20 protein-coding genes, 1 tRNA gene and 1 pseudogene are annotated in these 23,052 nt (G+C 68.6%); 17 read left to right on the top strand and 5 right to left on the bottom strand.

Features of this window, described 5'->3' with window-relative positions:
- From OFY01_RS24840 to OFY01_RS24830, 3 genes and pseudogenes are all read left to right on the top strand, one after another.
- A pseudogene (locus OFY01_RS24840) lies at positions 1–272 on the top strand (UTP--glucose-1-phosphate uridylyltransferase); the annotation flags it as partial.
- Between the two features lie 459 nt (positions 273–731).
- Positions 732–1,838, top strand: a complete 1,107-nt coding sequence (locus OFY01_RS24835) for a hypothetical protein (protein WP_266603450.1) — start codon at positions 732–734, stop codon at positions 1,836–1,838.
- Between the two features lie 258 nt (positions 1,839–2,096).
- A tRNA-Ser gene (locus OFY01_RS24830) sits at positions 2,097–2,181 on the top strand.
- Positions 2,182–2,417: 236 nt separating this feature from the next.
- On the opposite strand, the gene OFY01_RS24825 is transcribed toward OFY01_RS24830, so the two are convergent.
- From OFY01_RS24825 to OFY01_RS24810, 4 genes are all read right to left on the bottom strand, one after another.
- The gene (locus OFY01_RS24825) at positions 2,418–3,446 is read right to left on the bottom strand and encodes an Lrp/AsnC family transcriptional regulator (RefSeq protein WP_266603448.1); all 1,029 of its coding nucleotides are present in this window, start codon (positions 3,444–3,446) and stop codon (positions 2,418–2,420) included.
- 120 nt (positions 3,447–3,566) lie between these two features.
- Positions 3,567–4,952: an aldehyde dehydrogenase family protein gene (locus tag OFY01_RS24820; RefSeq protein WP_266603447.1), complete on the bottom strand. Its 1,386-nt coding sequence runs from the start codon at positions 4,950–4,952 to the stop codon at positions 3,567–3,569.
- Positions 4,952–6,052: an acyl-CoA synthetase family protein gene (locus tag OFY01_RS24815; protein WP_266603446.1), complete on the bottom strand. Its 1,101-nt coding sequence runs from the start codon at positions 6,050–6,052 to the stop codon at positions 4,952–4,954. Before OFY01_RS24815 ends, OFY01_RS24820 begins: the two co-directional genes overlap by 1 nt.
- A 41-nt stretch (positions 6,053–6,093) precedes the next feature.
- The gene (locus OFY01_RS24810) at positions 6,094–7,116 is read right to left on the bottom strand and encodes an MDR family NADP-dependent oxidoreductase (RefSeq protein ID WP_266603445.1); all 1,023 of its coding nucleotides are present in this window, start codon (positions 7,114–7,116) and stop codon (positions 6,094–6,096) included.
- 402 nt (positions 7,117–7,518) lie between these two features.
- Here OFY01_RS24810 and OFY01_RS24805 point away from each other — a divergent pair, with 402 nt between their 5' ends.
- Positions 7,519–8,967: an MFS transporter gene (locus OFY01_RS24805; protein ID WP_266603443.1), complete on the top strand. Its 1,449-nt coding sequence runs from the start codon at positions 7,519–7,521 to the stop codon at positions 8,965–8,967.
- Positions 8,968–9,052: 85 nt separating this feature from the next.
- Here OFY01_RS24805 and OFY01_RS24800 read toward each other — a convergent pair whose 3' ends face one another.
- Complete coding sequence (locus OFY01_RS24800) at positions 9,053–10,072, bottom strand: Lrp/AsnC family transcriptional regulator (protein ID WP_266603442.1); 1,020 nt, start codon at positions 10,070–10,072, stop codon at positions 9,053–9,055.
- Between the two features lie 293 nt (positions 10,073–10,365).
- Between OFY01_RS24800 and OFY01_RS24795 the strand changes: the two genes are divergently transcribed.
- The 13 genes from OFY01_RS24795 (at position 10,366) to metK (ending at position 23,052) form a co-directional block, all read left to right on the top strand.
- On the top strand, positions 10,366–11,214 hold the full coding sequence (locus OFY01_RS24795; RefSeq protein ID WP_266603440.1) for an SAM-dependent methyltransferase: 849 nt from the start codon (positions 10,366–10,368) through the stop codon (positions 11,212–11,214).
- 433 nt (positions 11,215–11,647) lie between these two features.
- Entirely contained in the window at positions 11,648–12,970 is a 1,323-nt protein-coding gene (locus OFY01_RS24790; protein WP_266603439.1) for an FAD-dependent oxidoreductase, read from the top strand.
- A 160-nt stretch (positions 12,971–13,130) separates the two neighbouring features.
- A complete protein-coding gene (locus tag OFY01_RS24785; protein ID WP_266603438.1) occupies positions 13,131–14,315 on the top strand; it encodes an acyl-CoA dehydrogenase family protein in 1,185 nt (394 codons plus the stop codon).
- Positions 14,316–14,365: 50 nt separating this feature from the next.
- Complete coding sequence (locus tag OFY01_RS24780; RefSeq protein ID WP_266603437.1) at positions 14,366–14,845, top strand: PhzA/PhzB family protein; 480 nt, start codon at positions 14,366–14,368, stop codon at positions 14,843–14,845.
- 90 nt (positions 14,846–14,935) lie between these two features.
- Entirely contained in the window at positions 14,936–16,099 is a 1,164-nt protein-coding gene (locus tag OFY01_RS24775) for a 3-deoxy-7-phosphoheptulonate synthase (protein WP_407700416.1), read from the top strand.
- 45 nt (positions 16,100–16,144) lie between these two features.
- Positions 16,145–16,768, top strand: a complete 624-nt coding sequence (locus tag OFY01_RS24770) for an isochorismatase family protein (protein WP_266603435.1) — start codon at positions 16,145–16,147, stop codon at positions 16,766–16,768.
- Positions 16,765–18,696, top strand: a complete 1,932-nt coding sequence (locus OFY01_RS24765; RefSeq protein WP_266603434.1) for an anthranilate synthase family protein — start codon at positions 16,765–16,767, stop codon at positions 18,694–18,696. Before OFY01_RS24770 ends, OFY01_RS24765 begins: the two co-directional genes overlap by 4 nt.
- Positions 18,686–19,069 carry a hypothetical protein gene (locus OFY01_RS24760; protein ID WP_266603433.1) on the top strand — a complete coding sequence of 128 codons (384 nt, stop codon included), beginning with the start codon at positions 18,686–18,688 and terminating at the stop codon, positions 19,067–19,069. Before OFY01_RS24765 ends, OFY01_RS24760 begins: the two co-directional genes overlap by 11 nt.
- Positions 19,054–19,887: a PhzF family phenazine biosynthesis protein gene (locus OFY01_RS24755; protein ID WP_266603432.1), complete on the top strand. Its 834-nt coding sequence runs from the start codon at positions 19,054–19,056 to the stop codon at positions 19,885–19,887. Before OFY01_RS24760 ends, OFY01_RS24755 begins: the two co-directional genes overlap by 16 nt.
- Before the next feature lie 10 nt (positions 19,888–19,897).
- Positions 19,898–20,536, top strand: a complete 639-nt coding sequence (gene phzG / locus OFY01_RS24750) for a phenazine biosynthesis FMN-dependent oxidase PhzG (protein WP_323135554.1) — start codon at positions 19,898–19,900, stop codon at positions 20,534–20,536.
- 29 nt (positions 20,537–20,565) lie between these two features.
- Positions 20,566–21,114, top strand: a complete 549-nt coding sequence (locus OFY01_RS24745; RefSeq protein ID WP_266603428.1) for a flavin reductase family protein — start codon at positions 20,566–20,568, stop codon at positions 21,112–21,114.
- Between the two features lie 8 nt (positions 21,115–21,122).
- A complete protein-coding gene (wrbA, locus tag OFY01_RS24740) occupies positions 21,123–21,737 on the top strand; it encodes an NAD(P)H:quinone oxidoreductase (RefSeq protein WP_266603426.1) in 615 nt (204 codons plus the stop codon).
- A 127-nt stretch (positions 21,738–21,864) separates the two neighbouring features.
- Positions 21,865–23,052 (top strand): methionine adenosyltransferase, encoded by a 1,188-nt coding sequence (gene metK, locus OFY01_RS24735; protein ID WP_266603424.1) that lies wholly within the window; start codon positions 21,865–21,867, stop codon positions 23,050–23,052.

Here is a 23,052-nt window from a genome sequence, read left to right as displayed (position 1 = left end):
TCGAGGTGCTGCGGGGGACCGAGCCGGGCCGTGGTGGCGAGATCCAGTTGACGGACGCGCTGCAACAGCTGGCGGCGCGGCATCGGTCAGCGGCTTGCGCCGAGGAAAAGACCGGCGGCCCGGTGCACGGTGTGGTCTTCAAGGGCCGCCGTTACGACACCGGCGACCGCGGCGACTATCTGCGGGCCATCGTCCGCCTCGCCTGCGAACGCGAGGACCTGGGCCCGGAGTTCAGCACCTGGCTGCGCGCATACGTGGCGGAGGAGCTGTAGCCCGGGAGCGCGGGGTCCGAGGAACCCGGCCCGCCTGACCAGCGGGCCGGAAGAGATCGCGGCGGCGAGACCGGCTGCCGCGGCAAAGGGGGACGCGCGTGGAGCGCGACGAGATGGCCGAGTACGACACGGCCTGCCGGTGGTGCGGGGAGGAGGACGAGGTCCTCTGGCACGAGGGCGCGGAAGTCTACTTGTGCGCCGACTGCGCCGCAGAAGCCGAAAGCGAGGACGGCACGCAAGGCCCCGCCGACGCGAAGACGCCACCCACACCCCGGGCGACCGCTCGCCGCTCCTTGTGGCGCCTGGATCCCTCGCGACGGTCAGGCTCCGGACGGAAACGGCCGGGACCCCACGGATGAGTGCGGACGACCGCGCCGTGACGTGGCCGCGGACGGCAGAACATGTCGGCCGGTCACCGGCGAGCTGTGAAGACACCTCTGTTCACCGGGCGGAGGGCGCTTGTTCGTTTTCGTGTGTGCGGGCTGCGGCGCCGAGCTGACCGCCCCGCTGTCCCAGGTCGCGCTGCCGGTCCACGCCCGTCAGGTGTACGGAAACGGGGCCCAGCTCCCCGTACTCATGCGGTCCGGGACGTTTGCCGTGGACCCGGACCCCTGGGGAGGGCCCTGGCGCCGGTGGAGCGACATCGATCCGGGCGAGGCGGAAGCACGCGGCATCTACGCGCCGGTCCACGCCCTGTCCGACGGCACGCCGGGGGCGCGTGTCATCGCGCCCGGTGACGTCCGTGGAACCCGGCTGATTCCTGAGAAGCGAGGCGGCGCCTGTTGCGGCCTCGACGGGGCCGACGGCCCCAACATGGCCTGCGAGACCTGCGACCTCCCCGTGGCGACCAGGATCGACGACTGCTCGCTGTGGCAGGCTGTGCGCCTCAACCCGGACACCGTGCACCGCGTCCCCGTCGACGGCACGCACACGGCGCCCCGCTCCTGGGCCGAGTGGGCGAAGAAGTGCGAGAGAACGCCCCCGTTCGAGCCGATCGCCACGTGGGGAGGGCGGCTGGGACCGAACCACTACTGGTCGTGGAGTCCGCAGTGGGAGGCGGCAGCCGGTCATGCGCTCGCCCACCTGCTGGTCGCCTCCCAAGGCCGGGCGGTGAAGGTCCCGGGCGGCCTCACCGCAGACATGTTCCAGCGTGCGCTCGACGCCCTGCTGCCCGCGGACACCCCGAAGCGGCGCGCCGTCCTGGCCGGACCGGGACGACCCTTGCCCGACGCCGGCGCCGACATCCTCCTCGTCCCGGTCCACCCCGAGACCGGAAGAACCTGGGCCCCCGCCACCCCGGCCACACCGGCACACCTGGTGCCGCTGCCGCTGGGCGTATGGCTGTGGCTGGTCTCCCCTCAGCCGTACCCGCCGACTCCCGCGTCGGGCCGCGTACCCCGTGACGTCCTCCGCGACGACTCGCCCCCGCTGCTCCCCCGCCATCTGTTCCGGGCCGACCGAGGAACGTTCCAACACACCTGGGCAAGGCTGCCTGAGGTGCGCAGCCCGTGGCTGCGCCCGGTCCTGGAACGCCTCACACAGGTCCCCTCAGCCGCCCTCTTCTAGAGCCTGCCGGAGGCCGCACCGCCGTTCCCCGACTCTCCGCCGCCTGCCAGGAGTTCCCGGCCCCGCCCACCACCGGGACACCAGCGAACCGACCGCGGTGCTGATGAGTCCGAAGCCACGCCGCCGCCGTGCACGACCACGAGCCGCCCCCGACGAGCGCCCGCTCAAGCAGCCCATGACCATCCTCCGGTCAGGCTCCCGTACGCCATCCCGGCACCCGGTAGGCTGTACCCGCTCAGCCCCTGGTGGGCGGGGCGAGGTGGGTTGCCCGAGCGGCCTAAGGGAACGGTCTTGAAAACCGTCGTGGCGCGAGTCACCGTGGGTTCAAATCCCACACCCACCGCAGCAGGTCAGAGTATGTGCAGGTCAGAAGAGGCGCCCCGGGAGCGGGGCGCCTCTTCTGTTGGGTGGATGTCTCACCTTGAACCGCGTCTGCCGCGGCGTTGACCAGCGTTTGTGGGCCATGCGTGGACCAGCTTTACGGCAGTCGATGCCCTGCGACGAGTGGTGGCGACACGGCGGCGTATACGTTGCGAGGGGATCGCCACGCCAGAAGACCAGGCCACGGAAATTGGGCTTTCACGCCGGGCGATGGGGCAGCCCGGGCGAGGCGATCGTGCCCACCGCTTTGAGTATGCGTAGGACCGGTGCTGTCTCCATGGCGCGGATCGCCTTCACGGCCCCCAGGCCGTGGGTGAGATAGCGGTACAGGGCTTTGGTGTCCCGGCACAGGGCTTGCGCCACGAGGTTGGTCGGTCCGGTGGTGTGGGCCACGAAGGCGAGCTCGTCGTGGTGGGCAAGGGCTGTGGCTGCCTCGTCCAGGTGCGCCGGTGCGACGGCCATCCACAGGAGGGCCTTGACGTTGCCGCCCAGGAGGGCGGGGTCGATCTCGATGTCGAAGAAGATGGCCCCGCATGCGCGCAGGCGCTCCAGTCGCCGGGTGACCGTTGCCGGTGACCAGCCCGTGCCGACGGCGAGGTCGGCCACCGCGGTCCGTCCGTCCCGCCGCAGTGCGTCCAGCAAGGCGTGGTCGGCAGGGGTGAGTTGTACGTGGCCATCGCACTCCGCGGATGACACGGATGACACGGATGACACGGCGTCGTGCTCGGTGAGCCTCTGTCCGCTTAGTGCTCGTTGCTGGCGGGCGGTCAGTGCGTTGGCGCTCATCCGCCACGGGGTGCGCCATCCCCGGTAGGTGTGAAGCAAGTGGTGCGCGGAGACGGCTGTGAGTCCCATGCTGGGCGGCAGTTCGTGCAGCAGGAGAGAGTGCCCGTGGGCCATGCCCAAGGGGGTTTCCAGTACCGCCACGATCTCGGTGCCGCCTCCCGTGAGGTACACCCAGGACGTGTCCTGGCGGCGAACCAGGGCATGTGCGAGGTTCAGCGCCGTCTCGGAATCGGCCCTCAGACGCAGCAGCCACTGCTCGTGTCCCGTCAGGTGTGGGTCGGGCAGGCCGACGACTCGAAGAGCCGCTTGGTCGCGGAGCCGTTCGTAGCGTCGCGAGACCGTCTGTGGGGACACCGACAGCACAGTGGCCAGCTGGGTGAAGGGGGCGCGTCCGTCGATGTGCAGCGCGTGGATCAAGGCGCGGTCGAGATCATCGAGCATGCGCACACCATCTTTCGCGCGCTCTGCGGAGCAGAGCGGGGCACGGCCGCCGGCGGGGAGGAGTCGTCTCCCCGCTGACGGGAGCGGTGGGGATTCACCGCCACGGGCAACGGAAGTCGGTCAGTCCCTGATAACTGTCTTGCAGCGCATCAGGAACTCGGCAAGGTAGCCGTCGTGCGGCAGCCCGGACTCCATCCAGTACGTCGGGTGATCTCCCACGTACACGTTGGAGATCGAGGGCTCCTCGACGAGTTCGGAGACCAGGCTGTCATCGTGAGTGATCGCCGTGAGGACCAGGCTGTCTCGTAGTGGGACGACACCCGCGTCGCGGCTCCAGGGCGCCACCCACACGCAGGGGAACGGCATCTCCACCGCCGCCTGTGGAGAGTGCGGACTGTCGAGCTGGTGGACCGCGGCGCGAAGTACCGCGCTGCCGTCGCCGAGTTCGCCGAGGACTCCCTCGCCGCCGAGCCAGGGGCGGGTGCCCGATGCCCGGTGAAGCAGATGGGCCTCGAGCGCTTTGGCCGTGGCCAGCGACTGGACGGGGAAAACCGCTGCCGGGTCTTCGGGAGGCAGGCTCGGAACCGCCGCCAGACGTTCGGCGAGCGCGGCGCACAGCGGAGCGGGGTCACCCTCCACGAAGACGGCCGTCGTGTTGACACACCCCGTGCCGCCATGACCGCTGACCGAGTCGACGATCGTGTCGAGGTGGTCCCGCCAGTCCACGTCCCGGGTCAGGAGGACCTTCGACCTGCCGGGGCCCTGCGGCAGCACTGTCGGGTCCGCTGCGTACGCGCGAACCACGTCCTCGCCGCCGTACACGAGCCCGAGATCGGCACCCTGTAGGAGCGCGTCCGCGGTGGTGTGGTCGGTCGGCAGCAGCGCCACGTGGTCATCGCCGAAGCCGGCCGTGCGCAGCGCCGTGATCAGCCGGTGGGGGGTGAACGGCTCGCGCCGGGACGGGCGGACCACGACGCGGTAGCCCAGGGCGAGCGCTTCCGGCCACAGGCTGTGCGGGCCGGGGTGGTTGCCGGCGGCGTGTACGGCGAACACGTCTCCCCGCGGCACCCACACGGCGCGGCCGGTGCGGGTCAGTGGGTCGTTCCATCGGTGCACTGCCCCGGTAGGACGTGCCTGGTCCACGCTGTGGTGGGCCCTGCGCAGCCGTGCGGCGATGGCGGTGACGGTGGCACGGACCACGGAGAGAGGGGTACCGCCGACTCGGCTGACCAGGTGCGTGTAGGCGTCTGGCGTCAGGCCGTTGAGGGTGGCCGTGGCGAAAAGCTCCGCGGCCCGGTTGATCATGCCGATCCGCTCGTCGGGGGCCGGGGTGTCCGCCCCGCGCAGGGCCTTGATCGTCCGGTCGACGAACAAGGAAGGCACAAGGCTGAGTTCTGCTCTCTCCCGGCCTGCGACATCGGTGACCGTCAAGCGGTTGCGGGTCTGGTACGGCCCTCGCGCGCCCAGGGCGTCGAGCTGGACCACATCGGTGCCGGGCGCGGCCATCAGTACACCCCCTCGATCACGGCCTCGTTCTCGAAGGTCTCGACCGGGGTGATGTCGGCCACCGCGTCCCCCGCCTGCCCCGGGAGTGGCTCGATCCGGGTTGCCACGTCACGTTCCAGGTTGCTGGGCAGGAAGAAGGACTTGCTGACGTGATGTACGAGGACACGACCACGCTCCCCGTACCCGACCGGCCGCAGTGTCTGGGGATCGACGACGACGAACGTGACGTACGGGCTGTACGGGTCGAAGACGCAGCCCGCGTCGTCCGGCAGGCCCGGGCGCTCACCGCCGAAGCCGAGGATCATGGTGCTGCCGTAGTTCCCACACAGGACGGTGTCGGGAAAGATGTCCGTCTTGTACAGGTGCCGGGAGTCGGGGTCCAGCTGGGTGCCGCCCCAGCGGATCGCCCGTACCTTCTTGTTGACCAGGTCGACGAGGTCGTCCCGGTGGGCGATGCGTTCGAGCAGCGGGGGTGTGACGGTGAGGACGCCGATGTCCTGCGTGCGCAGGACGAACGCGGCCTGGTCGATGAGGTGTTCGGCGTAGGCGCCTGCGGCGGCGCGGTCTCCGGCGGCGATCAGCTTCTTCACCCAGCGCGGATCGAGGTCGAGGGTGAAGCCGTGCCTTCCGTACGTGGCCGCGGACCGGCGGAAGTACTCGCCGACGATGTGCGGGCCGGTGGGGACGATGCCGAGCCAGTCGGTACCGCGGGGAAAGCCGTGGGCGTCGAGGTTGAGATTGCTCCAGTGAAGCATTCGGTCCAGCCAGTCCCGCAGCAGGACAACGCGCTTGGGGGCGCCTGTGGTGCCACCGCTCTCAAACACCCCCACGATGTCGGGAGACGGCCCGTAACCGCGGGGTATCAGGTCCTGCGCGGGAACATCCCGCAGTTCGGCTGCCACGTTGGGGAAGAGCGTGAGGTCGTCATGGGTCTTGATGTCGGTCAGTGGGTCGAAGGGCAGGTTCTTCGCCCGCTCCAGCCAGAACGGCGATCCTGTCTCGGCACCGAAGTGCCACTGCATCGCGGCTCGGATCAGGTCGTCCGGTTCCGGGCGGACGTCGAGGGGGAGATCCAGGATCTCGGTGGTGGCTCGCGGCATGAGGACTCCCAGCTAGGCAGTGAAGCACGGTGGCAACGTGATTACAGCTCGACGACGACGGACCCGATGTGCCGTCCTTCGATCACCTCCAACAGGGTCCGCGGCGCGTTCTCGATGCCCTTGACGAGCACGTGAGGGAAGGTGATCTCGCCTGCCCTCAGCCAGGTGCCGAAGCGTTCGGTCCACTCGTTCTTGTCGTCGTAGTCGTCGGAGCTGAAGCCGCGCATTTCGATGCGCTTGTGGATGAGCGGCAGGGAGTCCAGCTCCACGGGGGCCGTGGTCCCGGTGCTGTCTGCGGCGAGTTGCCCGGACAGCGCGCCGATCAGTACGAACCGGGCGCCCGGGCGCGCGGCGTCCACCGCGGCCCGCAGCTGTTCGCCGCCGACGTTGTCGAAGTAGACGTCGATGCCGTCGGGCGCGGCCTTCGCCAGTTGGTCACCGAGCGATTCTTCGCCGCGGACCACCACGGCGTCGTAGCCGAGTTCGCTGCGCAACCGCTCGGCCTTCTCGCGCGAACCGGCGCTGGCGATCACCCTCCCCGCACCGAGCTGCCGGGCGATGAGACCGGCCATCGAACCGATGCCGCTGCCTCCGGCGGACACGAACACCGTGTCTCCCGGGCGGAGTTCGACTCCCCGGGTCAGTGCCGCGTAGGCCGTCCATCCCTGCTGCAGATGAGCCACCGGATCCGGCAGGGCCGTGCGGTCGATTCGCGCGCATTCGGCTGACGGCACGAGGGCGTACTCGCGCCAGCCCAGCCAGTGCGAGACCAGGTCCCCCGGTCTGAGACCAACTCCGTCCGGGGCTTCGATGACCTCGCCGATCGCCGCGCCGACCAGGGTGTCGCCGGGGTCGAGCACAGGGAAGGGGGTGTCCTGGGTCGCCCCGGCGATGAGGATGCGCAACGTGGCGAAGACGTGGAAGTACAGATTGCGGACCAGCACCTCGCCTTCGCCGGGCGGCACCACGGGGGTCTCGACGACCTCGAAGTGCTCCAGCGCAGGAAGGCCGGTCGGCTTCGTGAGCAGGCGGACTTCTCTCTGGGCGGCGGGCAGACTGGTCATGCACGCTCCTGAACAGGATGAACGTAAGGGAGTGGTGACCCGGAAGGCCCAGGTGGGCCGGGGAACACCAGCGTGAAGTGGCCTCGCCCGGCCGCTCCAGTCGCGACGGCGTACTGGTGCATTTCTTCCATCGAGAGCCTTCTGATGAAGGAACCTCACGCTGGGTGCGCGGTCTCATGAGCGGCAACACGCGCGGGCGATGGCGCCCGAAGCGAGACACGTGCTCCCTGAACAGCGTGGGAAATCGCCGTCGGGAGCGGTGTCGATGGAAGGAATCATCCATCTGGTGGCTCTGGCTGGAGTACGCCGCTTCCTCACACCCACGCTGAGTCGTGGTCGGCCCTGAAGCCCCACCGTGCGGGTCCGGGCCGGCGTGTCGACAACGGTGGAGAGGAACCCCCGATGACTGCTGAGCGTGTGCTGACGCCGACTCCCACGGCGTACCGATGGCGGTGGCTGGCGCTCACCGCCCTGTTGCTCGGTGAGGCCATGAACCTGCTGGACGCGACCATCGTGCAGGTCGCCGCACCGAAGATCCACGCCGATCTGGGCGGGTCTGTGTCCGACATCCAGTGGTTCACCACGGCCTACACCCTGCCGTTCGCTGTGCTGTTGATCACCGGTGGCCGCCTTGGTGACATCGCGGGTCGCAAGCGGCTCTTCGTGATAGGCGTCACCGGCTTCATGGCCGCCTCCGCCGCCTGCGCCGTGGCGCCCACGGTGGGGCTCCTGATCGCCTTCCGGGTGGTCCAGGGGGCTGCTGCTGCCGTGATCATTCCCCAGACCATCGGCCTGATCAAGACGATGTTCGCCGGTCCCGAGATGTCCAAGGCGCTGGGCAGCATCGGGCCGGTGATGGGCCTGGCCGCCGTGTGCGGGCCGGTGCTCGGCGGTCTGCTCACGCACGCGGATCTGTTCGGCTCCTCGTGGCGCGCGGCGTTCCTGGTGAACGTTCCCGTGTCGCTGGTCGTCCTGGCCATCTCGCCCAGGCTGATGGAGAACCGTGCTCCCAAGCGGCCCACCCTCGATCTGACCGGCACACTGCTGGCCATGGTGGGGATCGGGCTCGTCGTCTACCCGCTGATCGGTGCCGACCTGACCGCACTGCCGGGGTGGAGCTGGGTGGCCATGGCCGCGGGGATGTGCCTCCTGATCGTCTTCGCTGTGCACCAGCGCTCGGTTGCCGCGGCTGGGAGCAGTCCTCTGGTGGAGCCGAGTCTCTTCGCCCACCGTGGATTCCCGGCCGCGCTCGTGACCTCGACGTCCTTCTTCGCCGTCACCAACGGCCTGATGATGGTCATCGTTCTGCAGCTTCAGTTGGGCCTTGGCACCGACGTGTTGAAGGCAGGGCTGACGCTTGCCCCGTGGTCGGTGGGGCTGGCCGTGGCCTCCTGGGTGGCCGGCGCGCACCTGGTCAAGCGCTATGGGCACCGCATGATGTCCCTCGGGCTCGTCGTCCTCCTGGCCGGTGCGCTCGCTGCCATCGCCGTGTATCACGCCGCGGACCCGCACTCGTATCCGACAGCTCTTTTGTTCGCGCTCGGAGTCGTCGGGCTCGGGGTCGGCCTGTTCAGCCCGGCGTTCTTCACCATCGCCCTCAAGCCGCTGCAGCCGCAGGAGATCGGCTCCGCCGCCGGGCTGCTGAACGCGGTCCAGCAGCTGGGTGCCACGCTCGGGGTGGCGATCCTCGGCAGCGTCTACCTCGGCAGTGCCGATGGCGGCGGTGCCTCGTCCGCCCTGCATGCCGTACAGCTCGCGTTCTGGGTCGCCGTGGCTCTGGTCGTGATCAGCTTCGTGACCAGTCGGCTGATGATCGACAAGAATGCTCCGGCCGAACACGTGGGGCACTAGCCGATCCCTTTCCTGCCTGGTGTGGTGTGTGCGGCGGCCTCCGGGCCGCCGCTTCGGCATGTCCGCGGCCGGTGGACGCCACCGCTCAGCCCCGGGAGCGAGTCGGCGCCGAGGGCCTTCTGGTGCGCGCCAGATCCGTGAGGATGGGGCTGGCCGCCTTCAGGTTCTGCAGGACCGGACTGGTTTCGAGGGTGTGGATCGCGTCCAGGGAGCCAAGCCGTCGGGCGAGGTAGCGGTGTAGGTCCGCTGGGTCACGGCACAGGGCCTGGGCCACCAGGTTGGTGGGGCCGGTGGTCGCGGCGACGTAAGCGAGTTCGTCGTGTCCCGCGAGTGTCTTCGCCACGCTTTCGATGTGCGCCGGGCCCACGGACATCCACAGCAACGCTCTGGTGTTGGCGCCGAAGTGACCGGTGTCGACCTCGACGTCGAAGAAGATGGCACCGCCCGCCTGCAGGTCGGCGAGGCGGCGCGCCACCGTGACCGGCGACCATCCGGTGGCCTGGGCCAGCTCGGCATGGGAGGCCCGTCCGTCTTTCTGTAGAGCGGCCAGCAAGTCTGCGTCCGCACCGCTGAGTTGACGCGGTACGGGAACGTATGCGGTATCGGCGGCCTCGTGCTCGCGCAGCACGCGTTGCTGCTCGTCGTCCAATGCGTCCGCGCTGCGGCGCCAGTTCGTCGGGCCGCCGAGGTAGGTGTGCAAGACGCAGTGCGCGGAGACCGCGGTGATGTTGCTGGTGCGCGGAATGTCGTGCAGTAGCAGGGAGTTGCCGGCGGTGGCCTCCGTCGGGGCGTGGATGATCGCGACGATCTCGGTGCCGCCGGAGGTGAGCTTCACCCACGAGGTGTCCTGCCGGCGTACCAGCGCGTAGGCGAGGTCTTGCGCGGAGCTCGCCTGCGCGGTGAGCCGCACCAGCCACTGAGTCTGGCCCGCCCGGTGAGGGTCCGGCAGCCCGACGACCCGTAGTGAAGCTTCGGTGCGCAGTCTGCGGAAGCGCCGGGCGATGGTCTGCGGCGACACGTCGAGGGCGGTGGCGATCTGACTGAAAGGCGCGCGGCCGTCGATGTGCAGCGCGTGAATCAGGGCACGGTCCAGGTCGTCCAGCATGCACACATCCTTCAGTAGAGGCGTGCTCCGTGGAATAAAATGGAAGATAACTTAAAGCACGCTACCATCTCAGTCGCACCGCACCGCAGAATTCCATCAGTGCCGCTCGAGCCTGAGGCACTCCTGTGTATTGGGAATGAGCTATGCGCACGGGACGCGGGGCTGACCACCCGGCTTTGTCTCGCCTTCCGGACGGTATCCCATGAACGCTGCATGAAGTTTAACGTTCGACGAACCGCCCGTGCAGAGGCACTGTTTTTCGGCGAATTGAACCCGCCTTGGGGAGGATTTTTATGGTGCACGTGAAGGCTCCATCCGTCGGGGTCGGTCAGACCGCGCTCTTCACGGCGTGGATGCGGCAACTGGAAAGCGAGAGTCCGGATGCACTGTTCCGGGACCCGCTCGCCGCCGCGATGCTGGCGGCGCTCTCCGAGGACCCGGTCCTGGCCGACGTCGCGGCGGTCATCAAGCAGACGCACAACAGCGCACGCGGCTTCCCCACGTACTTCGCGGTACGCACGAGGTTCTTCGACGACGAGATCCTCGCCGGAGTCCGGGGTGGCATCCGGCAGGTCGTCACGCTCGCTGCTGGTGTGGACGGACGCACCGTTCGGCTGGATCTGCCGACCGGGACCCGCTGGTTCGAGGTCGAGCTGCCGGAGATGACGCAATTCAAACAGGCCCTGATCGAGGGCTCCGGACTGCCGCTCACCTGTGAACGCGTCGGCGTCGCGGCCGATCTGCGACAGGACTGGCAGTCCGCCCTGCGAGCTGCGGGTTTCGACCCTGAGAAGCCGACGGTCTGGCTGGTCGAGGGCTTGCTCATGTACCTGACCGACGCGGCGGGCGAGGCTCTCGTCGCGGGACTCGGCGAGTTGTCCGCCCCGGGCAGTCGGCTCCTGCTCGAGCACCTCAAGGCGGCCATGCTGGAGGAGGAAGGCAGGCCCGTGCGTGAGCGCGTCGAGGAACAGGGGGCCAGCTGGCTCTCCGCCCGGGACGACCTCGAGGAGTGGCTCGGCGCCCACGGCTGGCAGGCCAGGGCGTACGCCGGAGATGACCCGCGTATCGGTCACGGACGCACGGTCGCCCCGCTTCCGGCCTGCTGGCTGGTGACGGCGGCGCTCGCGGCAACAGAGCTCTGAGGGTGTCACTTGCCGGACGTGCAGCGCATCATTGGGAATTTCGCATTCCATTTCTTCCCGAGGTGTATTTCCAGCCATTTCCGAGGTGCTCGACGAGGTGTGATGTCCGGTGCCACCCCGATGGTTGGGCCTGTGTGAATGGTCGTTGCACTCGTTTGATTTATAGTGGCTTCGCTCGCTATTCACTCCTCTGTGATCGACGTCACTCGGCGGAGGGTCTGGTTCCGGCCTCGCCTTGTTCGCCGACTTCCTTTGTTCAGTGACTCGAACAGAGGACTCCCGGAAAGCAGTGCCTTCTTGGCCTGAGGCGTCTTCCGGGAGATCCGGCTCCCACTACTTTCCTCATGGACAGCAGAGGACTCGCATGTCTGACGACATTGCCCACCCGCACGCCCCTCAGCAGTCGCGATTGCGACGCGGACACTGTGTGGTGTTGGGGGCCAGCATCGCCGGCCTCTTCGCCGCACGCGTACTGTCGGACACGTTCGACCGAGTCACGCTGGTCGACCGGGACGAGCTTCTCGAGACGGACGAGAACCGACGCGGCGTCCCGCAGGGGCGACACGCCCACGCGATCCTGCCCGCCGGCACCCGGGGCCTGCAGCAGATGTTTCCCGGCCTGCTCGAGGAGTTGGAGGCGGCAGGAATCCCTGTGGTGCGTGAACCCACCGAGATGCACTTCGCGCCCGGCGGTCACCTGCTGTGCCAGGAGGGCCGCTACGCCGATCCGACGCCCACTTATCAGCCGACCCGGCCTCAACTCGAGCGGCAAATCCGTGCCCGGGTCAAGAAGTTGCCCGGCGTCGAGATCGCCGACCGGTGTGAGGTCGCCGCGCTGCTCAGTGCCCCGGACGGCACACGTGTCACTGGCGTCCGCACGGTGGAGCGCGGCAGCGGGGCGGAGCGTGAGCTGGCCGCCGACCTCGTCGTCGACGCAACCGGGCGGGGCGGACGGGCCACTCGATGGCTCACCGATCTCGGCTATCAACCGCCGACCGAGGACAAGGTCGCCGTCGACATCAAGTACGTCAGCCGCACCCTGCGGCTCGCACCGGGCGCGCTCGGTCGGCGCAAGGTCGTCATCGTGGGGGCCGAACCCGGGCGGCCGACCGGTGCGACGTTCCTCCAGCACGAACAGGACCGCTGGATGCTCACCCTGATCGGCTATGGCGGCCACCACCCGCCGACCGATGCCGTCGGCTTCCTGGAGTTCGCCAAGCCCATCGTGCCGGCCGACGTGTTCGAGGCCCTGTGCGCCGCTGAACCCCTCGACGAACCGGTCGCTCACCGCTATCCGGCGAGCGTGCGCCGACGCTATGAACGGCTGGAGAGATTCCCGGACGGGCTGTTGGTCTTCGGGGACGCTATCTGCAGCTTCAACCCCGTCTACGGCCAAGGCATGTCGGTGGCCGCACTCCAGGCCGCCGCCCTGCGTGAAACCCTCGTCCAGGGAGGAGACCGCCTGCCTCACCGCTTCTTCCGGGCCGCCTCCCGGCGGATCGAGGTGGCTTGGCAGATGGCTGTCAGCAGTGATCTGGCCCTGCCACAAGTCGAGGGAGAACGACCGCTGCCGGTGCGGCTGACCAACTACTTCTTCGACCGACTGATGGCCGCCGCCGAGCACGACCCGGCGCTCACCCAGGAGTTCGTCAAGGTCAGTTCCTTGCTCTCTTCCCCTCTGATCCTGCTCAACCCCGTCACCGTGGGCCGTGTCGTGCTCGGCAACCTCCGCCGTACGTCTCGACCACGCCGATAAATCCGTATCGAATAAGCGCGGCCCGAAAACGTGCCGCGCTGCTGAAAGCTGCCTATTTTCGGCACTCTGAATTCCCGGTGAACCGCGAATCAACGCCCTTGACTCAGGGAATTTTTGCGGCTTAGCGTGCTGGGTATCGAGAATGAAAGGACTGATTCGGATGGCGAATTCCATCGACCGTGCCGAACTCGTCGAGCGGGCCGAAGGTCTTCGGGAACTCCTCTGGGAGGACGCCGTCGAATGCGAGCGTGAACGGCGGGTTTCCGACCGCGTCGTCACCGCCATGACCGAGGCGGGACTGCTGCGCCTTCAGACGCCGCGCCGCCTCGGTGGCTACGAGACGGACATGCGCACCCTGCTCGACGTCTCCACCGCGCTCGGACGGGGCTGCCCCTCCGCCGCCTGGATCGCGGGCGTGTTGAACGCCGGCAACTTCATGGCAGCCCTGTTCCCCGCCGCGGCCGGGGACGAAGTCTGGCAGGACGCCCCGGACGCCGCATGCGCACTGGTCCTGGGGATGCCCTCACCCGCTGTGGAGCCCGTCGACGGCGGCCTGATCGTCAGCGGTGAATGGGCGTACGTCTCCGGCTGCCTGCATGCCCAGTGGGTCAGTGCGTTGATAGCCGTGCCCACCGACGGCGGCCGCCCCGACGTCCGCTTCGCCCTGATGCCGACCGACGAGGTCAGCATCAAGGACACCTGGTACTTCGCCGGAATGCGGGGCACCGGTTCCAACACCGTCGTCGCGGACCGGATCTTCGTACCCGAACACCGCCTGGTGCCCTACCTGCCCATCCTCAACGGCGAGACCGACGGAGTGGTCGACCCTGCCCTGCCGTACCGCAACAGCCTCACCGGCCTGTTCGCCATCGGGCTGATCGGGGCCCTGATCGGCGGCGCCGAGGCCGCCCTCGACTTCGTCCGGTCCAAGGGCCCCACCCGCCCCGTGGCAGGCTCCACCTACCGGGACCAGACGCAGTCCCCGACGTTCCAGCTCGACCTGGCCGAGGCGGCCTCCAAGATCGACACGGCCAAGCTGGTGGCCGGTCGCATCGCGGACACCGTCGACGAGCTCGCCGACGCCGGAATCAATGCCGACCTCACCATTCGTGCCCGTAACCGGCTGGAGTCGGCTCAGGTCGGACGGCTGTGCAGGGAGGCTGTCGACACACTGCTGACCGCGCACGGATCCTCCGCCTTCAACGAGTCCAACCCCCTGCAGCGCATCTGGCGCGACATCAACGTCGGCAGCCGCCACGCCGGCTTCGGGATGGGCATCCCCGAGCAGGTCTACGGCCGCGCGCTCGTGGGCGGTGACCCGCGAGAGATCAGCTTCATCGTCTGACCCGAGGCACCACCTCCATCCCGCCTGACCGCACACAGCAGAGGACACCTATGTCAGAGCCCCGAATACCCACCGACCAGTCCGACCTGCGCGCCCACAACCGGGCCATCGTCGAGCAGTACATGCACACCCGTGGCGAGGACCGGCTCCGTCGCCACCTGCTGTTCACCGAGGACGGCATCGGCGGCCTGTGGACCACGGAGAGCGGCGAGCCCATCGTCATCCGCGGACGCGACCGGCTGGGCGAGCACGCGGTCTGGTCGCTCAAGTGCTTCCCCGACTGGGCCTGGATCAACGTCGAGATCTTCGACACTCAGGACCCCGATCGTTTCTGGGTCGAATGCGACGGCGAGGGAAAGATCCTCTTTCCTGGATATCGCGACGGGTACTACCGTAACCACTTCCTGCACTCGTTCCTGTTCGAGGACGGGAAGATCAAGCAGCAGCGCGAGTTCATGAATCCCTGCCAGCAGTTCCGGGCCCTGGGAATCGATGTACCGCACGTCCAGCGCGAAGGAATCCCCACCTGATCCGGCATTCCGCAGACGCGGCTCAGCCATGATCCGAAACAAATCCTCTCGCTCCACGGGGGCACTGTCGTGGTAAACGTACTGACCGAAATGCAGAGGGCCAAGGCGCTGCAACAGCCCGATTGGCCCGACCGCGCACAAGTCCAGCGAGTGCGGGAGATCCTCAGCTCCCGCCCGCCCCTGGTGCGCGTCGACGACGTACACACCCTGAGGTCGCTGCTGGCCTCCGTCGCCGCGGGCGAGGCGCTCGTGGTTCAGGCCGGAGACTGCGCCGAGGACCCGGAGGAGTGCACGGCCGGGCACGTACGGCGCAAGACCGCCGTGCTCGACCTGCTCGCCACCACCTTGAAGATGCTCACGGGCAAACCCGTACTGCGCGTCGGACGGATCGCCGGCCAGTTCGCCAAGCCCCGGTCGAACGACTTCGAGCAGGTCGGCGACCTGGCGCTGCCCGTCTATCGCGGGCACATGGTCAACGCCCCCGAGCCGGATCCGGAGAGCAGGCGCCCCGACCCACTGCGCATCCTCACCGGGTACATGGCCGCCGGGGACATCGTGGAACACCTCGGCTGGCGCGCTCCCGCACTGCGCACCTGGCCCGGTGTCGAGCCCCTGGTGTGGACGAGCCATGAGGCGCTCCTGCTGGACTACGAAGTCCCGATGATTCGCGAACTGGGCGACTCCACCCGCTGGTTGGGCTCCACGCACTGGCCGTGGATCGGGGAGCGAACCCGCCAGCTGGACGGCGCCCACGTCGACCTTCTGGCCGACGTGGTCAACCCGGTCGCCTGCAAGGTGGGTCCGAGCATGACCTCCGAAGAGATCACGTCGCTGTGCGAGCGCCTCGACCCCTTGCGCGAGCCCGGTCGGCTCACCCTGATCTCCCGCATGGGCGCGGCGGCCGTCGGCGAACGACTGCCGGCCCTCGTGGCCGCCGTCCGCTCCGCGGGCCACCCGGTGATCTGGCTGTGCGACCCGATGCACGGCAACACCATCACCGCTCCCGGCGGCTGGAAGACGCGCCTGCTGACCACCATGGCTCATGAAGTCCAGGCGTTCGGGCACGCGGTCGCGGCGGCCGGCGGGGTGGTCGGCGGCCTCCACCTGGAGACCACGCCGGACGACGTGACGGAGTGCGCCGCAGACGTCTCCGCCCTCGACCGCACCGGCGAACGGCACACAACCTTCTGTGACCCGCGCCTGAACTCCCGGCAGGCCGTCTCCCTCGTCACGGCCTGGGCCGACACCCTCTGACCCACGCCCACCCCGACGCGGCCCCCCTTGGAAAGGACCTCACCCATGGCCGGCCTACCCCTCATCGCGTCGTACCCCCTGCCCACCGCCGACCGTCTTCCCGACAACCTGGCGGCCTGGACCCCGGACCCGGAGCGCGCGGTCCTGCTCCTCCACGACATGCAGCACTACTTCCTGCAGGCGCTGCCCGACCCGCTGCGCGCTGAATTAGTGCACCACGCCGCAGGTTTACGCAAACGAGCCGCATGCCTCGGCGTCCCGGTGGCCTACACCGCACAGCCAGGCCGGATGACCGACGAACAGCGCGGCCTGCTCAAGGACTTCTGGGGTCCGGGCATGCGCACTGACCCGGCCGACCGCGAGGTGATCCCGGAACTCGCTCCCACCGAGGACGACTGGGTGTTCACCAAGTGGCGCTACAGCGCCTTCTTCAAGACTGATCTGCTCGAGCGGATGCGGGCCGCGGACCGCGACCAGCTCGTGCTGTGCGGTGTGTACGCCCATGTGGGCGTCCTCGCCACCGCGGTCGAGGCGTTCACCAACGACATCCAGACCTTCCTTGCCGCCGACGCCCTCGGTGACTTCTCCGAGGCCCACCACCGGCAGGCCCTGGACTATGCGGCTCAGCGCTGCGCCGTGGTCCTGCCGTCCGCGGAGGTGTTCATATGAGTACGTCGCACGGCCAGGACTCCCGAAGCCTCAGCCATGCCCGAACTCCAAGCGACCTGCTGGATCGCGTACTGAACCGTCAAGCGCCCGCGTTCGCCCTGCTGCACCGCCCGGAGAGCGGAGATCCGGACGCCGTCGACGTCCTGGTCGGCGACGTGACGCTACCGAAGACCCTTGCCGACATCCCTCTCACCGACCGGACGGCACCCGACGCCGCGGCAACCGAGCACGACGTCCTGATCGTGGCACCGTATCGGCAGATCACCGAACGCGGCTTCACCGCTCCCGACGACGGTGCGCCCCTCATTGCCCTGTCCGTCGCCGACCAGGACCGCGTCCCGGTGGCCGAACTCATGGCCCGGATCCCCGACGCCCCGACCTCTGTGACGGCCCGAGGCTTCGACATCGACGACGAGCAGTACGCCGAGACCGTTCGCCGCATCGTGACCGATGAGATCGGCACCGGCGAAGGAGCCAACTTCGTCCTCAAGCGGACCCTTCTCGCGGAGATCGATGACTACTCGCTCCGCGACGCGCTGGTCTTCTTCCGCAGGCTGCTGGAGCGGGAACAGGGCGCGTACTGGACCTTCGTCATCCACACCGGTGAGCGCACGCTCGTGGGTGCCACGCCGGAACGGCACATCTCGGTGAGCGACGGCACCGCCGTCATGAACCCGATCAGCGGGACCTACCGCTACCCGCCGACCGGTCCCACTCTCGAAGGCGTCACCGAGTTCCTCGCCGACCGCAAGGAGACCGACGAGCTGTACATGGTGGTCGATGAAGAACTGAAGATGATGGCCAGGGTCTGCGAGGGCGGCGGCCGGGTGCTCGGCCCCCACCTCAAGGAAATGGCCCGGCTCGCCCACACCGAGTACTTCATCGAGGGACGCACCGACCGCGACGTGCGCGCCATCCTGCACGAAACGCTCTTCGCCCCCACCGTCACGGGCAGCCCGTTGGAGAGTGCGGTCCGGATCATCGGCAAGTACGAACCCCAGGGGCGCGGTTACTACAGTGGTGTGGCCGCCCTGATCAGTCGCGACACGGGGACCGGGCGTGACCTTGATTCGGCCATCCTCATCCGTACCGCCGACATCGAAGCCCACGGCCGGGTACGCATCGGGGTCGGTGCCACCCTGGTCCGCCATTCCGACCCGCTCTCGGAGGTCGCCGAGACCCGTGCCAAAGCGTCCGGTCTCCTCGGCGCCCTGGAGAGCGGCCAAGCCAACCGCTACGGCAGCCATCCGGACGTCCGCGCGGCGCTGACTCGGCGCAACAGCGGCATTGCGCACTTCTGGCTCGACGACGATGAGGGGCGAAGGCCGGCAGTGACCGGTCTGGAGGGTATGAGCGCTCTGATCATCGACGCTGAGGACACCTTCACCGCCATGATCGGACTGCAACTGCGCTCTCTGGGCATGCGTGTGACGATCCGGAACTACGACGATCCTTACACCTTCGACGGCCACGACCTCGTGGTGATGGGCCCGGGTCCGGGAGACCCTGAGGCGGCGGATGATCCCAAGATCCGCAGCTTGCGCTCGGCGTTTGAGTGCCTGCTGGCCGGGCAGCGGCCCTTCGTCGCCGTGTGCTTGAGCCACCAGGTACTCAGCCTCAGCCTTGGGCTCGGCTTGGTCCGCCGGGGCGTCCCGAACCAAGGCGTACAGCGTGAGATCGACCTGTTCGGGGGCCGGGAGCGCGTCGGCTTCTACAACACGTTCGCCGCCCGCTGCGACGAGGACAAGCTCGACGTCGACCGGGTGGGGGCGGTCGAGGTGAGCCGCGATCCAGTGACCGGAGAGGTGCATGCCCTGCGCGGGCCGGGCTTCGCCTCCATGCAGTTCCACGCGGAGTCGGTGCTCACCGTCGACGGACCGCGCATCCTGGGCCGCACCATCCAGGAGGTGCTCGGCCGTGCGAGTTGACATCGCCTGGTGGGATCTCGACGGATCACCGCAGACCATCGACACCCTGCGTGAGCTCCTGCGAGACGGAACGGTCGATGAGTGGAGCCACGTACCGGGGCTGCGACTGAAGTTCTGGATGGCGGACCGCGACCGCAACCGATGGGGGGCGGTGATGCTGTGGCAGGCGGAACGCCCTGCCACCCTGCCGCCCAACCGCGCGGCGCAGCTGATCGGCCGACCGCCCACGCACCGCGCCTGCTTCGAGGTCGAGGCCACAGCCGAGGGAGCGCACACGCTGCCTCAACTGAGATGTCTGGGAGCGGTGTTCGCCGAGCAGGAGAGCACAACCGCATCGACACGGGGAGACAGGACTCAGTGCACGAATACATAGTCGTCGACGCCTTCGCCCGCACCCCCCTCGAAGGCAATCCGGTAGCGGTCTTCTTCGACGCCGCCGATCTGACCCCAGAGCTGATGCAGCGCATCGCATGTGAGATGAACCTCTCCGAGGTCACCTTCGTCCTGCCACCCGAGCAGGGCGGAGACGCCCGCATCCGCATCTTCACCCCCGTCAACGAGCTGCCGTTCGCGGGCCACCCGCTCCTCGGCACCGCAGTGGCCCTGGGCCGCACATTCAAGGAGGACCGCCTCCAGCTGGAGACAGCCATGGGCATCATCCCGTTCGAACTGGACGAGGACGACGGTGCATTGGCCGTACGGATGCGGCAGCCCATCCCGGTCTGGGAGCCGTACGAGCACGGTGCGGAACTGCTGGCGGCGCTCGGTGTCGAGGAGTCCATCGCGCCTGTGGAGATCTACCGCAATGGGCCCCGACACGTGTTTGTCGGGCTCCCGAGTATTACCGCGCTGTCCGCACTTCGGCCCGACCACAAGGCACTCGGCCGCTTCCCGGACATGGCTGCCAACTGCTTCGCCGGCAGCGGCACCAGTTGGCGGACCCGGATGTTCTCGCCGGCCTACGGCGTCGTCGAGGACGCGGCAACGGGCTCGGCCGCCGGCCCGCTCGCCATCCACCTGGCACGGCACCAACTGAACGACTTCGGCCGGCACGTGGAGATCCTCCAGGGAGTCGAACTCGGTCGCCCGTCCCTCATGCTCGCCACCGCCCAGGGCACCGGAGAGACGGTTCACTCCGTCGAGGTGGGCGGCCATGGCGTCGTCGCCGCCCGCGGCACCCTCTACGTCTAGCGAGGAACACGTGAACAGCAGCCGATTCGAGAGCCTCACCGGCGACGTCGACCTGGCATTCCCCGAGTACGACGACCCGCCGACCGAGCCAATGGCTCTCGTCCAGCAATGGATCACCGAAGCGACCGCCCGTGAGGTGCGCGAACCGCGCGCTTTGGCGCTGGCGACCGCGGATGACCAGGGCAGGGCTTCCAACCGCATCGTCTCCATCACCGACATCAGCACTCGTGGCCTGGTGTTCGCCAGCCACTCCACCAGCCAGAAGGGCCGGGAGATCGCCTCCACCGGGTGGGCATCCGGCCTCCTCTACTGGCGCGAGACGGGACAACAGCTCATCCTCTCCGGCCCCGTGGCTCAGTTGAGCGACGCCGAATCCGATGCCCTCTGGTCCGGTCGGCCCATTCCCATGCACCCCATGTCCGCGGTCTCCCGGCAGAGCGAACCCCTCAGGGATGCGGCCGACCTGCGTGCCCAGGCGGACCGCCTCGCGGCTCCCGGCATCCCGCTGCCGCGCCCGGCCCGCTTTGTGGGGTACCTGCTCAGCCCCGTCGCTGTCGAGTTCTGGTGCGCCGACTCGGACCGACTGCACCGCAGGCTGCGCTACGACCGCTGCGACCCGGGGTGGCGAACGAGCCGCCTCCAGCCCTGAACCGCCCGCCATTCGGAGGTGATCACCTCATGAAAGACACAGCAGACACAGCAGACACGGCAGGCGCGGCCCTGACCCGTGCCATGTCCCGGGTTCCCGGGCCGGTGACCGTGGCCACGACCATCGACACCACGGGACGACGGTGGGGATTCACCGCGACCTCCTTCAGCTCTCTGTCTCTGAATCCGCCCCTCGTCCTCGTCTGTCTGAACCAGACCGCCAGCACTCACGGGGCGTTCGCGTCCGCCTCCCGCTTCCTGGTCAATGTACTGGCACACGACCAGGAGCAGGTCGCACGCCGCTTCGCCCGGTCGGGCGTCGACCGGTTCGCCGAGGGGGACATGGAGCCGTGCGAGCAGGGGCTGCCCGGGTTGCCAGGCGCCTGCGCCCGGGTGGCCTGCGCCCTGCACGCCGTCCTGGACGGAGGTGATCACAGCATCCTCGTCGGCCGCGTCCTGGACAGCCATGTCGACGACTACCGCACCCCGCTCCTCTACCACGACCGCACCTTCACCCACCCGGCCTCCGCACTGGATCTGCCGGACCCGCTCCTGTCCCTGCACATGGCGGACTGGTGAGGACTGGCATGGAAATCTCCGTGAAGGTCACCGTCGTCTACTACTCCGCCACCGGTCATGTCGCCGACATCGCCCGCGAGATCGCCGTCACCGCAGAGAAGGCCGGTGCCGAGGTCCGGCTGCGCCGCGTCGCGGAACTCGCTCCCCGCGAAGCCGTCGAGTCCCAGGCGGTCTGGGCCGCCAACGCGGCGGCGACGGCCGGCATCCCGCTCGCCGGGGTCGAGGACATCGTGTGGGCAGACGCCGTCCTCATGGGATCCCCGACCCGGTTCGGCAACATCGCCGCCCCGCTCAAACAGTTCCTCGACACGCTCGGCGGCGCCTGGAGGAAGGGCGAACTCGCCGACAAGATCTACAGCGGCTTCACCTCTACCGGAAGCCCGCACGGCGGCAACGAATCCACACTGCTCGCCCTCATGCACTCCTTCCATCATTTCGGCGGCATCGTCGTCGCCCCTGGCTTCACCCATCCCGACAAACTCGTCGATGGCAACCCGTACGGCACCGCCCACCACGACGTCGGCGGCACCGTCCCCGTCGGGGACGTCACCCGGAACGCCGCCCGTGTCCAGGCCGAACGCGTGGTGCGCCTCGCCAGGACCCTGACAGTCACTGCCCTCTGATCGTCCCTCCCCCTCCAAGACCGAGGCGGAGAGCCCCTACATCCCCCGAGGAGCTCTCCGCCCCGACACCGCACGCCCCACCTACGGCGTTTCACCAGACAGCAGCCGCTGCGACCCAGGGAGAGCCATGTCCCGCCGCCTGTTCACCTCGGAGTCCGTGACCGAGGGACATCCCGACAAGATCGCCGACCGGATCAGCGACACCGTCCTCGACGCCCTGCTTAGCCAGGACCCGCACTCACGCGTAGCTGTCGAGACGCTGATCACTACGGGCCAGGTGCACGTCGCCGGGGAGGTGAGCACCACCGCGTACGCAGACATTCCCGGCCTGGTCCGCGACGCCGTCCTCGACATCGGCTACGACGCCTCCCAGAAGGGATTCGACGGACGGTCGTGCGGAGTGTCCGTCTCGATCGGCGCGCAGTCTTCGGACATCGCGCAGGGCGTGGACGGTACCGGCGTAGACCCGCTGAGTGCCCAAGGCGCGGGCGACCAAGGGCTGATGTTCGGCTATGCCTGCGACGAGACTCCCGAACTGATGCCCCTGCCGCTCCAGTTGGCGCACCGGCTCTCGTACCGGCTCTCACAGGTCCGCAAGCAGGGCATCGCCCCCTATCTGCGTCCGGACGGCAAGACGCAGGTCACCATCGAGTACCTGGGCAGCCGCGCGGTCAGGCTGGACACGGTCGTCGTCTCCGCACAGCACGCTGCGGATGTCGCCCTGGACGGCCTCCTTGAGCCGGACATCCGCCGTCACGTCGTCGGACATGTCCTGGACCAACTCGCCGACGACGACATCAAGGTGGACGCCGACGACTACCGCCTCCTTGTCAATCCGACCGGCCGCTTCGAGACCGGCGGCCCGATGGGCGACGCCGGGTTGACCGGCCGAAAAATCATCATCGACACCTACGGCGGAATGGCCCGGCACGGCGGCGGCGCCTTCTCCGGCAAGGACCCCTCCAAGGTGGACCGCAGCGCCGCCTACGCGATGCGCTGGGTCGCCAAGAACGTGGTCGCCGCCGGACTTGCCCGTCGCTGCGAGATCCAGGTCGCTTACGCCATCGGCAAGGCCGAACCGGTCGGCCTTTTCGTCGAGACCTTCGGGACGGCCACCGTCGCCCAGGAGCGCATCGAGTCAGCCGTCCGGGAGGTCTTCGACCTGCGCCCGGCCGCGATCATCCGAGACCTCGACCTGCTCCGCCCGATCTACGCCCAGACATCGGCTTACGGTCACTTCGGCCGTGAGCTGCCCGACTTCACCTGGGAGCGCACCGACCGGGTGCGCGCTCTGCGCGCGGCGGCCGGTGCCTGA

Origin of the sequence: Streptomyces beihaiensis, from assembly GCF_026274175.1 — a bacterium.
Lineage (GTDB): Bacteria > Actinomycetota > Actinomycetes > Streptomycetales > Streptomycetaceae > Streptomyces > Streptomyces beihaiensis.
The sequence above is the reverse complement of the archived record's forward strand: the minus strand, read 5'-3'. Positions and strand labels throughout refer to the sequence as shown.